14 protein-coding genes are annotated in these 13,084 nt (G+C 50.3%); 5 read left to right on the top strand and 9 right to left on the bottom strand.

Annotation, left to right across the window (positions count from 1 at the left end; all coding sequences use genetic code 11):
• The coding region (locus tag IQ217_RS11060) for an alanine dehydrogenase (protein WP_420826683.1) at positions 1-493 on the bottom strand (493 nt) is incomplete at its 3' end.
• Between the two features lie 154 nt (positions 494-647).
• Here IQ217_RS11060 and IQ217_RS11055 point away from each other — a divergent pair.
• Complete coding sequence (locus IQ217_RS11055) at positions 648-1,373, top strand: pyridoxine 5'-phosphate synthase (RefSeq protein WP_194019984.1); 726 nt, start codon at positions 648-650, stop codon at positions 1,371-1,373.
• Positions 1,374-1,465: 92 nt separating this feature from the next.
• Positions 1,466-1,786: an MgPME-cyclase complex family protein gene (locus IQ217_RS11050; RefSeq protein ID WP_194016245.1), complete on the top strand. Its 321-nt coding sequence runs from the start codon at positions 1,466-1,468 to the stop codon at positions 1,784-1,786.
• Between the two features lie 20 nt (positions 1,787-1,806).
• On the opposite strand, the gene IQ217_RS11045 is transcribed toward IQ217_RS11050, so the two are convergent.
• The 3 genes from IQ217_RS11045 to IQ217_RS11035 form a co-directional block, all read right to left on the bottom strand.
• Positions 1,807-3,201 (bottom strand): transglutaminase domain-containing protein, encoded by a 1,395-nt coding sequence (locus IQ217_RS11045; protein ID WP_228024003.1) that lies wholly within the window; start codon positions 3,199-3,201, stop codon positions 1,807-1,809.
• Between the two features lie 98 nt (positions 3,202-3,299).
• Complete coding sequence (gene msrB / locus IQ217_RS11040) at positions 3,300-3,812, bottom strand: peptide-methionine (R)-S-oxide reductase MsrB (protein ID WP_194019983.1); 513 nt, start codon at positions 3,810-3,812, stop codon at positions 3,300-3,302.
• A 32-nt stretch (positions 3,813-3,844) separates the two neighbouring features.
• Complete coding sequence (locus IQ217_RS11035; RefSeq protein WP_194019982.1) at positions 3,845-5,029, bottom strand: HhoA/HhoB/HtrA family serine endopeptidase; 1,185 nt, start codon at positions 5,027-5,029, stop codon at positions 3,845-3,847.
• A 352-nt stretch (positions 5,030-5,381) separates the two neighbouring features.
• Between IQ217_RS11035 and rre1 the strand changes: the two genes are divergently transcribed.
• Together rre1 and IQ217_RS11025 are read left to right on the top strand one after the other, a co-directional pair.
• On the top strand, positions 5,382-6,077 hold the full coding sequence (gene rre1, locus IQ217_RS11030) for a two-component system response regulator Rre1 (protein WP_014407067.1): 696 nt from the start codon (positions 5,382-5,384) through the stop codon (positions 6,075-6,077).
• Between the two features lie 62 nt (positions 6,078-6,139).
• Positions 6,140-7,126, top strand: a complete 987-nt coding sequence (locus IQ217_RS11025) for a Gfo/Idh/MocA family protein (protein ID WP_194019981.1) — start codon at positions 6,140-6,142, stop codon at positions 7,124-7,126.
• Between the two features lie 26 nt (positions 7,127-7,152).
• Here the strand turns inward: IQ217_RS11025 and IQ217_RS11020 are convergent, their stop codons facing one another.
• The 4 genes from IQ217_RS11020 to IQ217_RS11005 all read right to left on the bottom strand — a co-directional run bounded on the left by IQ217_RS11020 (position 7,153) and on the right by IQ217_RS11005 (position 10,524).
• Positions 7,153-7,701: a spore maturation protein gene (locus IQ217_RS11020; protein WP_194019980.1), complete on the bottom strand. Its 549-nt coding sequence runs from the start codon at positions 7,699-7,701 to the stop codon at positions 7,153-7,155.
• A gap of 24 nt (positions 7,702-7,725) precedes the next feature.
• Positions 7,726-8,337: a nucleoside recognition domain-containing protein gene (locus IQ217_RS11015; RefSeq protein WP_194019979.1), complete on the bottom strand. Its 612-nt coding sequence runs from the start codon at positions 8,335-8,337 to the stop codon at positions 7,726-7,728.
• Positions 8,338-8,456: 119 nt separating this feature from the next.
• Positions 8,457-9,974 (bottom strand): 4-alpha-glucanotransferase, encoded by a 1,518-nt coding sequence (gene malQ, locus IQ217_RS11010; protein WP_194019978.1) that lies wholly within the window; start codon positions 9,972-9,974, stop codon positions 8,457-8,459.
• Between the two features lie 97 nt (positions 9,975-10,071).
• A complete protein-coding gene (locus IQ217_RS11005) occupies positions 10,072-10,524 on the bottom strand; it encodes a VOC family protein (RefSeq protein ID WP_194019977.1) in 453 nt (150 codons plus the stop codon).
• 100 nt (positions 10,525-10,624) lie between these two features.
• Here IQ217_RS11005 and thiL point away from each other — a divergent pair, with 100 nt between their 5' ends.
• Positions 10,625-11,674 carry a thiamine-phosphate kinase gene (thiL, locus tag IQ217_RS11000; RefSeq protein ID WP_228024004.1) on the top strand — a complete coding sequence of 350 codons (1,050 nt, stop codon included), beginning with the start codon at positions 10,625-10,627 and terminating at the stop codon, positions 11,672-11,674.
• A gap of 44 nt (positions 11,675-11,718) precedes the next feature.
• Here thiL and rre2 read toward each other — a convergent pair whose 3' ends face one another.
• The gene (gene rre2, locus IQ217_RS10995) at positions 11,719-13,080 is read right to left on the bottom strand and encodes a high salinity-induced biofilm formation responseregulaton Rre2 (RefSeq protein WP_190597600.1); all 1,362 of its coding nucleotides are present in this window, start codon (positions 13,078-13,080) and stop codon (positions 11,719-11,721) included.
• Positions 13,081-13,084: the final 4 nt, after the last annotated feature.

Here is a 13,084-nt window from a genome sequence, read left to right as displayed (position 1 = left end):
CCCCCGGCACGCCCCCCAGTAAAACTCCCCGGCCACCCTGTTGCTTTTCCAGGTAATGGGCCCCCATTTGCACCGCCAACCGACCGGCAATGCGACTCATGGGAGCCAACAACGGCAATTGACCATTGGCCAGTTCCACCGTTTCGTAGGCGATCGCCGTAATGCCTGATTTAATTAAAGCTTCCGTTAGGGAACGTTCCGCTGCTAAATGGAGATAGGTGAACAACAACTTCGGCAGGGTTAAATATTCATATTCCCTGGGGAGAGGTTCTTTCACCTTCACCACCAGTTCCTTCTGCCAAGCTTCTTTGGCTGTCGAAACCAACTGGGCTCCCACCTTGGCATAGGCCCCATCGGGGAAACCAGAACCTACCCCGGCCCCTTGTTCCACAAAGACCTCATGGCCCTGGGCCACCAATGCCCGCACACTACTGGGGGTCAGCCCCACCCGAAATTCCTGGTCTTTAATTTCCTTGGGAACACCAATTTCCATACCGATCTCTGCAAGGGGGATACTATGCCGACAACCCCATTAAATCAGACATTTCCACCGATGCCATGGACTAGGGCTATAACTAGGGATTGGCCATAAATTCCCCTAAAATAGTAGGTCTGCTTAGATCAACAAAATCATTGAGAGGTTTGCCTTGCTAACATTGGGGGTCAACATCGACCATGTAGCCACTATTCGCCAAGCCCGTCAAACGGTGGAGCCAGACCCGATCGCCGCCGCTGTGTTGGCCGAACTAGCCGGAGCCGATGGCATCACAGCCCACTTACGGGAAGATCGTCGCCACATCCAAGAACGGGACGTGGAAATATTGCGCCAAACGGTGCGTACCCATTTAAACCTAGAGATGGCCGCCACCAAGGAAATGGTAGGCATTGCCCTCAACTTAAAGCCCGACTACGTCACCCTAGTACCGGAACGGCGGGAAGAAGTGACCACGGAAGGGGGTTTAGACGTGGCTGGTAACCTGGACTATCTGCTTGGGGTGGTTGAGCAGTTGCAATCCCAACAGATCCCCGTTAGCCTGTTCATCGACCCCGATGTGCCCCAACTGAAAGCCGCCGCCCAAAGCGGAGCTAAATTTATCGAATTACACACGGGGAAGTACGCTAACGCCTCCACCGCCGACGACCAAGCCAGGGAATTGGGCTCCCTAGCCATTGCCTGTGACATTGCCCTGGAACTGGGACTACGCATCAACGCCGGCCATGGACTGACCTATTGGAATGTGCGTCCCGTGGCGGAATTACCGGGCATGGAAGAATTGAATATTGGCCACAGCATCATGAGCCGAGCCATTCTGGTGGGCATGGAAAGGGCAGTGCGGGAAATGAAATTAGCCATGTTGGGCCTGCCATTTTAGCGCCAAGCCCATGGTAGGGTGGAAAGTTGGGCATTGACGACCCTACCCAGCGGTATAGTCAATCAGTATTTATCAGTTATAAAACAAACTATATGGCTACCTATTATTACGCCTTGGCAAGTCAAAAATTTCTCCTGGAAGAGGAACCCTTTGAAGAGGTACTGAAGGAACGGCGACGGGATTATGCTGAAAAAAATAAGGAAATTGACTTTTGGCAAGTCATTCAACCAGCCTTTATTAATGCACCGGAACTGGCCGAAGCCAAGGCGAAAGCTCCTGAAAAAAATGTAGCGATTATTTCCACCAATAAGTCTTTTATTGTCTGGGTCAAACTGCGGTTGGAATATGTTCTCACCGGGGAATTTGAAGCTCCGTCTGATACCATTCCCGACCCCCTTGCCTCCCTGGGTTAGGGAAGCTTTTCAAACACTCTCTATTCGTATTCCAGTAAGCTCCAAAACTGGTTACTGCCGGGAAATTGGGCCGCTACGGTTACGTTATCAAAGCGAATGATCTCCGAGCCGGTAAAAATATCCCCTGTGCGGTTGAGGGGAATTAGCTCCCGTCGATCTTGGTTCACCAATACCACTGTTTCTGCCCCCGGCACCTGAATTTGGAAATAGCTGGCCTGGTTTTGGGGTAAAGTCCGCCCTAAGGGAGAAATTAGCCTTACTTGCTTTTCGCTAAACGTGCCGTAAGTACTGGGAAATGGTTGCCCCGCTCCTTGCGCTGTCACATCGTAGGCGATCGCCTGGTAATAGGTTTCTTCCTGGGAGTTTTTGCTCAGGATCAATAACTGATATTGCCCCGGTTGGGGAAAGGCGGCATTGACCGTTACTTGCCCCTGCTGACTTTGGCTGAGGGTATATTGCTTATCCAGAGGTTGACCGTTGTTATCCATCAGTTGGGCCACCACTTGCACATCGTTCCCTGTGCGGAGGGTTACTTCCAAATCCCCACCGGCTACGATGTCATTTTGGGGATGACTAACTAATGCTATTTGATCCCGGAAAAATCTAGGGGTGAGGGCTGGTAACTGATCAAACGCTTGGCGATCGTAGGGTTGGGGCAGTAATTGCCATTGGGTCTCCCGGGGAAAGTGGCTCACAATTAACTGTTCCGGCGGCGTCGCAAAATAGTTGGGGTTAAATTTAGCCTCAAACTTACCATTGCTAACAATGCCCGCTCCCCAGGTGGTATCAAGTAAATACCATTGGCCGTCAATGCTGACCCCATTCCAAGCATGGTTAACGTCGGGGTCATCCCCCACAATCACATCTCCCCCTTTGGCAAAGCCTTCAATAATCACCACGTCTAGCCCCAATTCCTTAGCCAAAGCCTGATACAGATTGGAGTAACCAGAACAAATGGTTTCTCCCCGAGCAAGGACTGTCTCCGGCCGGAGGTCGTCAATGTTGCGGGTTTCGGCCATGGGCACGTCGTAGGCGATATTTTGGGTAATCCAGCTATAGGCTAGGCGGGCTTTTTCCCAGTCATTGTTGGCTAAAGGACGGATTAAATTAGCCAATTCCTTGACGGAAGTACCCTGGTAAGTAATAGTACGAGCTAATTGGTCTAATCCTTCCCCTCTATCCCCAGAAAAACTGTTAGTGTTACCGGCAATGGGATTGTCCACCCGTTGGGTTACTACGAGGGTCTTAGGATTAATCCCCTGGGGCAACTTATCGGCGATCGCCCCTAGATTAACGGGGGGCAAACTTTTGGAACCACCATTGGGACTGAAATACCAAATCCCTGCCCCGATCAAACCCACCAGCACCAGGGCGGGGAAAAGGCCGCTGTTAGCTTTCGGTGACTTTTTAGTCATTCTCCGTCGAGTTGACCGAGGTTGGGGACGGTAAGAACTCACAGTAATAAGCGATGATTAACGCTGAAAAATCGAAGTTGACAAAACCAAGACAAAACCTAAGCGCCGACAAACTTGAGGGAAACACCATTCATGCAATAGCGTTTGCCGGTGGGTTGGGGGCCGTCGTCAAAAACGTGGCCTAGATGGCCGCCACACTGACTGCAATGGACTTCAGTGCGGGTCATAAAAAAGGAGCGGTCGGTGGTGTAGCCCACTGCCCCTTCAATAGGTTGGTAAAAGCTGGGCCAACCCGTACCAGAGTCGAATTTGGTTTCCGAGGTAAACATGGGGGTGCCGCAACCCGCACACTCATAAATACCGGCTTTGTAGTTTTTGTCCAAGGGACTACTACCGGCCCGTTCAGTGCCATGTTTACGCAACACTTTGTAAGCTTCCGGGCTCAACTGGGCTTGCCACTCGGCATCGGTTTTGGTGATGGGGAAGGTGTCTTGGGTCTTAGTCATGGGTAGAGGTTGCTGTTGTTTCGGCTGGGCAGATCCTAAATACTGAGAGAGCCAGATGCCCCCTAGGGAGGCGGTGCCCACTTCTAAAAGGTAACGTCTTTTCATGGTTAAAGTCGGATGGGTGAGGTACGGGAAACTTAACTGGTGGGATTACGGAGTTGGGCGGTTTGTACGGTTAGGCTTAAACGGCGATCGCCCCGGAGCAGTTCAAGTTTAAGAGCTTTGTTTAAACCGGCTTGTTCTACTATGCGCTGTAGGCGGGCACCATCGCTAATGGGAGTACCGTCCACCGCCACAATTACATCTCCCCGCCGGATACCGGCCCTTTCAGCGGGGGTTCCAGGCAGTACCCGCATTACCAAAATGCCATCCACTTCCGGAACAATGAAAGGGGAGTTGGGATTGCGATTATTTTGCCGGGCTTGATCCACCGTGATATTCATCATTTGCACCCCAATGTAGGGATGGGGCACCGTACCGCCAGCGGCAAGGGTATTTTGGATCGCTTTAGCTTGATCAATGGGAATGGCAAACCCAATACCAGTGGCATCGGCTCGGATGGCGGTATTAATACCAATCACTTCTCCCCGGGCATTGAGCAAGGGGCCACCGGAATTACCAGGATTAATGGCGGCATCGGTTTGGATAAATTCCACTCGCTTATCGGGGATTCCCGCCTGGGCGGCCGATCGCCCGAGAGTGCTAATAATTCCCAGGGTAACTGTGTTATCCAGTCCCACCGGATTGCCCACGGCGATCGCCCAATCCCCCACCTGCAGATTACTGGAGGTCCCCAAAGGCGCTACTGGTAGGGCGGCCCCCTGGGGCTCAATTTTCACCACCGCCAAATCCGTCACTTCATCGGTGCCCCGCACTTGACCGTCAAAGGTACGACCATCCCGGAGGGTTACTACCACCTTGCTCGCTCCATCCACCACATGGGCGTTGGTGAGGATAATACCGCTGTTATCAATAATGAAGCCACTACCCTGCCCAGCAATGCGCCTTTCTCGGGGGGGCACGGGGAAGGATCTACCAAAAAATTCCTGGAAAAACGGATCATCCAAAATGGGGTCAGTGCGACGGGTTACCACCGTTTCCGTGTCGATACGCACTACCGCCGGCCCTGTGCGGGACACCGCCGCCGCCACAAAACTTTCTGTTGTTAGGGGCACCGATGCCTGGGCTGTGACCATGGAAGCTGGGGCTAAGTTGTCCGCCGCCGCCACCCCATGGGGCAGATTAGCGATACCAAAAGCAGTGCCCACTGCAAAAGCCAATAAGTAACCGCCGATGCGGCGTAACCAGGTGGGATATTTCATCGTCTCCAAATACGCATTAGCAAGGATTTACAGAAATTTTCACTTTTGCCATTTTAACAGGGGCGATTTTACCTAAGAATCCGTGCAAAAAGCTTTTCCACACCGCCGGTTTTTAGATGATAGACCAGCCCAAGCAAGCTTTAAGGGCAGGAATGGAAGTTTCTCAGCGGTTTCTTAAGAATGGATTGCCCAAACCTGGGTCGGCTTGGGTTTACGGCCCCACAGGCTAGTTTTTCCTGAGTTTATCCCCCGTGATAGGCTGATGGGGGGAGGAATCAGCCAGTCTGGCAACCTGCTACGATCGCCTCCTACTAAACGGCCCTGTTTCCCTTTGCATGACTGCATTACCGCCATGGCAGAACCCATTTCCCTGTTGTTAGTTGATGATGAACCCGGTGTACGGGAATCCGTGCAGGCATTCCTAGAAGATAGTGGTGATTTTAAGGTGGACTTAGCGGCCAATGCCACGGAAGCTTGGGACTACCTCCAGCACCATTTGCCTGCTTTGGTAATTTCCGACATTATGATGCCCCAGGTGGATGGTTATCAGTTTTTGCAAAAGCTCCGGGAAGATGCCCGCTTCCAGTCCCTGCCGGTGGTGTTCCTCACGGCCCGGGGGATGACTGGCGATCGCATTCAGGGCTATCAAACTGGCTGTGACGCTTTTCTATCCAAGCCCTTTGACCCCGATGAGTTGGAGGCGATCGTCCGCAACTTGTTAGCTCGCCAACAGGCTAGTAGCGATGCGGGCAGTGAATCGGCTAAGTTGCAGGAAATTTACCAAGAAATCCGGGCCCTGAAGGAGCAAATTGGCCAACCCAGCGGCATCCACACCACTCCGTCGCCAATTAAGCTGGATTTTACCCCCAGGGAACAGAGCGTTTTAGATTTGGTTTCCCAGGGCCTAATGAATAAGGAAATTGCGGCCCAGTTAAAGACTAGTGTCCGTAACGTCGAAAAGTATGTAAGTCGTTTATTCACCAAAACCGGCACCAATAGCCGCACTGAGTTGGTTCGTTTTGCACTGCAACACGGCTTAACGGAATAGCGCTGGCAAATTCACGGCGATTATTGGTTCAACCGGTCTTTTTTGATTTTTCCCAAGGTACTATGTCTGAAAATTTTACTGTTGCTACGCCGGTGCGGGTAGGAATTGTCGGTACTGGCTATGCGGCCCAACGCCGGGCGGAAGTTTTCCAAGGCGATCGCCGCAGTCAGTTGGTGAGCTTTTGGGGGAATAGTGAGGCCAATACGGCTAAATTTGCGGATACTTTTGGGGTTAGCCCCCGGCAATCTTGGCAAGAATTAGTTAATGACTCAGAGATAGATCTAGTGCTCATTGCCACCATTAACCAGCTCCACGGGGCGATCGCCGAGGCGGCCTTACAAGCAGGGAAACATGTGGTGTTGGAATATCCCCTGGCTCTGACCTATGCCATGGGTAAAAAACTACAACAGTTAGCCCAAGAAAAGGGCAAATTACTGCATGTGGAACATATTGAACTATTGGGGGGAGTACACCAAGCCATTCGCCAGAACCTAGACAAAATTGGTGAGGTTTTCTACGCCCGCTACAGCACCATCATGGGACAAAATCCCGCTCCCCAACGCTGGACCTATCACCATGGACAATTTGGTTTTCCCCTGGTGGCGGCCCTGTCCCGCATCAGTCGGTTTACAGATTTATTCGGTGCGGTGGACCAAGTAAATGCCCAATGTCGTTTTTGGCCCCAGGCTAATCCGGAGTATTTTCGCGCTTGCTTAGCCACAGCTTATCTCCAGTTTAAGGGTGGCCTCAAAGCCGAGGTTATCTACGGCAAAGGGGACATATTTCACCAGAGCGAACGAACTTTTACTCTCCACGGCGACCAAGGCACCTTAATTTTTGTGGGGGAAACGGGGAAGTTAATTCAAGCACAAACGGCAACCGAAATTACCGTTGGTAGTCGTCGGGGACTATTTAAACAGGATACGGAAGCGGTGTTGGATTATTTAACCACTGGCAAGTCCCTTTATGTGGATTTAGATGCGAGTTTATACGCCTTGCAAGTGGCGGATCTCTGTGCCCAAGCTTGCCAAAATACCGTAGAAAATTAACTGTGTTTAGTCTAACTAAATAATAATTAACCAAACAAAAATTGGCAGATATAAACCGCCGAAAAAATTCCCACCACGTCGGCCATTAACCCCGCCAAAAGAGCATAGCGAATTTTTTTAATGCCCACTGAGCCAAAGTAAACTGCCAGTACGTAAAAGGTGGTTTCTGTTGAGCCAAACATAGTGGCCGCAGTTTTAGCAGTAAGAGAGTCCGGGCCATGTTGCTCCACCAAATCTGCAAATAAGCCAAAGGAACCACTACCGGAAAGGGGGCGCATCAGGGCTAAAAGCAAGTTATCGGGCGGAAAGTTGATCAAGCTTAATACTGGACTAAGCACCATCAGTAATAAATCCAGCATGCCCGAAGCCCGAAACATGGCGATCGCCACTAGCATGGCCACCAGGAAAGGAATAATGCGCACTGCAATGGTGAACCCTTCCTGGGCCCCATCCACAAAAACTTCGTAAACTTTAACTTTTTTGACTACTAGGCCATAAAAGGGAATGCCACAGAGCAAAAAGGGAATAACATATTTTGCTCCGGTGTTAAAAATATCGGCGACGGATTCCAGCATTGTTTTTTAATTGACCCAACAAAACTAATTAAATTCTTCTTCTGGTTCTACGTTAGTAGGAAAAGCAAAAATTTTGAGCCGAGCTAAAAGTTTAGCCGCAATAATAGCGGTAACAGTGGAACAGGTGGTAGCTAAAATGGTGGAGAAAAAAATGTCATTGGCCGCGGTGCCCATTAAGCCCACCACCGTAGCGGGCAAAATTAATTGCACACTGGAAGTATTAATGGCCAAAAACATACACATGGCATCGGTGGCCGTATCTTTACGGGGGTTAACTTCTTCCAACTCCTGCATCGCTTTCAAGCCCAAAGGAGTGGCCGCATTGCCCAGCCCCAAAATGTTGGCGGACATATTGAGCACAATGGAGCCGATCGCCGGATGATCGGGGGGCACATCGGGAAATAGCTTGAGGGTAATGGGTCTGACCAACTTGGCAATTAGTTCCACCAAACCGGCCGCTTCGGCAATTTTCATCATGCCCAACCACAGGGCCATAATGCCAATCAGGCCAAGGGAAAGTTCCACCGCTGTCCCGGCACTGTCAATGGCAGCCTCGGTCACTGCGTCAATTTTGCCCGTTACTGTCCCGGCCACCACCGACAGCAAAATAATTGCGAACCAAATGTAGTTGAGCATAACCCCTGGGGTAAACTTCCCCCATCCCAGACGGGGAAAGCAGGAACCTTGTTTCAATGGGGGTGAGCCAGGAGATGGGCCAAAACACTCCCAACCTCCCTCAATTGATCGATTTGATCCTAGTCCGTATGGTAAATGCGCCTTCCATAAAGTTCTGTGATGAAACTCAAATGCCCCGATAGCCAATCGTTGAGTTGGTCAGGATGGTAACGCCAACCCCAGTTACCCGCCGCCGTGCCCGGTAAGTTCATGCGGCAGTCATTGCCTAAACCCAAAATATCCTGGAGAGGGAAAATTGCCAGGGTGGCCACGGAACTAGACGCCAATCGGATCATGCTCCAATGGATGCCTTCATCGCACACACAGCCGAGGTAATTAATCACCTTTTGTTGATCTTCCTCCGAGCGGGCCTCGAACCAGCCCACCGTGGTGTCGTTGTCGTGGGTGCCGGTGTAGACCACCGCATTGCAATTGCTGTAATTGAAGGGCAAGAAGGGATTACCCCGGTCGGAATCAAAGGCAAAATGGAGCACTTTCATGCCGGGGAAATTGAATTCATCCCGTAGCGCTTCCACTTCCGGAGTGATTACGCCCAAATCTTCGGCCACAATGGGCAAATCATTGCCGAGGGCTTTGCCCAAAGCTTGGAAAAATTCTTTGCCTGGCGCTGGATACCATTGCCCATTTTCAGCAGTGGTTTCCCCCTGGGGCACTCCCCAATAGGACTCGAAGCCCCGGAAATGGTCAATACGGACAATATCCAAATATTGCAAGTTGGCTTTGAAACGCTTAATCCACCAAGCAAACCCTGTAGTCTTGAGGGTCTCCCAGTCGTACACCGGATTGCCCCAGAGTTGCCCTGTGGCACTGAAATAGTCCGGTGGCACCCCGGCCATCATGGCCGCTTCTCCGGTTTCGGGGTCGAGGCAAAAGTTTTCCGGATTGGCCCAAACGTCAGCGCTGTCGTGGGCAACGTAGATGGGTAGATCCCCAAAAATGGCTATGTGTCGTTGGTTGGCGTAGGCTTTGACCTCTTGCCATTGGCGAAAACCAAGAAATTGCAAAAATCGATGGTATAAAATTTCTGTCTTCAGGCGATCGCCCCAGACTTTCAGAGCTTCCGGTTCCCGCCAGGCGATATCTTTATCCCATTGGTGCCAACCGGCTCCATTGTGGGCTTCTTTGATGGCCATGAACAGGGAGTAGGCTTCTAGCCAATGGCTTTGGGCTTGGCAGAATTCTTCAAATTCCTGCTCAACGGCTGGGCCTATGTTGGTGCGGAATTGGGCAAAGGCCTGTTTTAAAACCTGGGATTTATAGGCGATCGCCTGGTCATAATCCACTCTGGGATTGGTAAAGGGAGGGGCTTGGTCTAGTAAACCCGGTGGCAAAAATCCTTCTTCGGCTAGGCGATCAAGGCTAATCAACCAAGGATTAATGGCCAGGGCAGAATAGCAAAGGTAAGGAGAATTACCAAAGCCGGTGGGCCCCAGGGGCAATATTTGCCATACACTCTGGTCTGCGTCCGCCAAAAAATCGATGAACTGAAAAGCACCGTCCCCCAAGTCCCCAATGCCGAAACGACTGGGCAAGGAGGTGGGATGGAGCAAAATACCGCTACAGCGTTTATCTAACATGCAAGCCTAGGAAGGAAAATCTCTCTCCAGATTTAACATATCGAACGGGCCAAGAAATGGCTTTACTAGTTTTGGGGGCGCTACTGTCAAGATCTGTTTATAAAGCCATGGGATCACAGCGAATTTCTACCTGAAAGCCATCTGGGTCGTAAAAATAAATTCCCCTACCCGTCGGTCTGGTTACCGGCCCTGACGCAATGGCCACCCCGTGGGCTTCTAACACGGCGATCGCCTGGTCGAATTGGGCCGGGGCAATGTCAAAGGCCAAGTGATCGGTGCGGGTGAAGGATTGGCGGGGATCCACCGCTGGGGGAGATAAATCCGGTGCCGCAAACAGGTCAATTACAGTGCCGTCGGGGGTGATGAAATTGCTTACTTTTCCTTCTTCCACCATGGTTTTAAGGGTAACGGGCACCTCTTCCCCCACCAAAGGTTTTAGTCCCAAAATATGGCCGTAGAAATGGCAGGATTTTTCCATATCTTTAACGTTCAAAGCGATGTGGTGCACACGCCGTAAACTGCCCAGAGGTAAACCGGAGGAAAGAGTCATGGTAGGAGAAGACGCTCAAAAATCAACACTGTCCCTGTTTTAATGGTTGATGGGCGCTTCTGCCAAATTTTCATCGAAAACCTAAACTTCGTCTCTGTCTTTGTCCCAACCATTTCCACCCGACCGATCCATCCCGCCCCAGCCGGAGCAAACCATAGGGGAGTTGGGAGAACAGGCCCTATTGACCCAATTACAAAAATTTTCCCCTGCAGAATTAACCGGGGACGATGCCGCCATTGTGGATTTACCTCGCAAAGATGCCCTGGTGGTGAGCACGGATATGTTGGTGGAGAATGTCCATTTCAGTGAGCAGACCACCTCGGCCTTTGATGTTGGTTGGCGGGGAGCGGCGGCCAATTTATCCGATTTAGCGGCTATGGGGGCTACCCCAATTGGTATCACCGTGGCCCTGGCATTACCTCCCTCCACTACTTTGGGCTGGGTTTTAGCAGTTTATGAAGGTTTAACCGCTGCTTTGCAGCCTTGGCAGACCCCTATCCTGGGGGGAGATGTTTCCCGATCGCCAGTAAAAACCATTAGCATTACGGTTTTGGGTCAAGTCCCCCAGGGTAAAGCCCTGTATCGTCACCAAGCCAAGGTAGGCGATTGGCTCATTGCCACGGGCGACCACGGAGCTTCCCGAGCCGGTTTAGCCTGCCTACTCCATACCCACCGTGAGGAGTTGGTAACTACGGAGCAGAGGAATTTATGGCAAAGGGCCCACCAACGTCCCCAACCCCGCTTAGACCTAGTGCCTTCTCTTCTAAGTTTGGAAACTACCATTGGCGCCATGGACAGTAGTGACGGTCTTGCTGACGCTGTCTTACAAATCTGTCGAGCCAGCCAAGTGGGGGCAGAACTATGGGCAGAAAAACTCCCCATTCCTCAGGGATTAACCGATTGGGTCGGCCTGAAAACAGCCAGGGAATGGGCTCTCTATGGCGGTGAAGATTTTGAATTGATCCTGGCCCTACCTCCTGTGGCAGCACAACAATGGCTAACGGCGATCGCCTCTTTGGATTTACCCCCTGACCGTTGTCCTCGAGTCATCGGCCAAATCGCTGCAGGAACGGAGGTATTTTTAACCTCTGGCAATGGGGTAAAGGAAAAGCTATCTTTGCAACAAGGATTTCAACATTTTCATGCTTGATCAGTGGTTGAAATGTCTGAAGAAAGAGTTTTACGGACATAAAATCACCCCAAGCAAGCCCGGTTCCGTCCTTGGGATTTAGCACTGTATAAAGCCTGATCTGCTTCGCTAATGATCCTTTCAACGGTGTCTTTTGCAGTGGGAATTATGCTACTAATGCCAGTGCTAATGGTCACATATTGACTGACTGAAGAACCTTCGTGGGGAATGGCCAAAGCGGCGATCGCCTCGATCATATTTTCTGCCATAGCCAAAGCATCTTGCTGATTCGTATTAGGTAAAACCACTACAAATTCCTCGCCGCCGTAGCGGGCCACCAAATCAGTAATGCGTTTGGCAATATCCACCAAAGTATGGGCTACTTTTTGCAAACAATCATCCCCCTGTTGATGACCATATAAATCGTTGTAAGCTTTGAAATAATCAATATCTACCAGAATTAAAGCCAATGGTTTTTGTTCACGACAATGTCTTTGCCATTCCTGGGCTAAATACTCATCAAAACGACGGCGGTTAGCAATGTGGGTCAAACCATCAATATTCGCTAATAATTGCAACTGTTGGTTAGCTGCTTGTAATTCCAATTCCATTCTTTTTCGATCAGTGATATCTCGCACCGTTACGGCAAAACCATCCCCTAACTTCACCGCCACAAAATGATACCAATCAGAATCAGCAATGGGAAAATAAATATCTTGGGTTAAGAAAGTACCTGTCTCGACCAAATTAACAAATTGATCAAAAAGTTGAGGATCTAAACGCTGTAAAAAACGCTTCAGCAGTACCCGACCAATTAAATCTTCCCGGCTGCGGTTAAAAGCTTTGGAAAGAATGGGATTAATCACCAAACAGCGAAAATCTTCAATATCCCCCGTTTGGGGGTTACGCACCGCTTGCATGGCTGCAATACCATCTAAAGCAGAATTTAAGACACTGGAAAGTAAGGCCCTCGATTGGTAGAGGACTTCCTCTGCTTCCCGGCGTTTTCTCACCTCTCTTTTGAGGGCGACCCGTTGCCTTTGAATGGTAAGCTGACCCTCAATCCGAGCCACCACTTCTTCAATTTGAAAAGGTTTGGTGATATAGTCTACGCCACCACATTCAAAAGCTTTAACTTTATCAAAGGTATCCCCCAGGGCGCTGATAAAAATAATGGGAATATCCTGTAATTCCTCTTCTTTTTTAATCATTGCACAGACTTCATAGCCGTCCATGTCTGGCATTTTAATATCCAGTAAAATCAAATCTGGACGTTTAACCTGCAAAGTTCTCAGGGCCATTTTACCACTGGTAACGCTCCGCACTGTGTAGCCCAAATTAATCAGTAAATCACTCAACAATTGCAAGTTGTTGGGTAAGTCATCTACCAAGAGAATATTTCCCTTGTTTTCATCTGCTTTTTCCATGACA

The organism is Synechocystis salina LEGE 00031 (genome assembly GCF_015207985.1).
GTDB classification, from domain to species: domain Bacteria; phylum Cyanobacteriota; class Cyanobacteriia; order Cyanobacteriales; family Microcystaceae; genus Synechocystis; species Synechocystis salina.
This window is presented reverse-complemented; position numbering and strand designations above follow the sequence as displayed.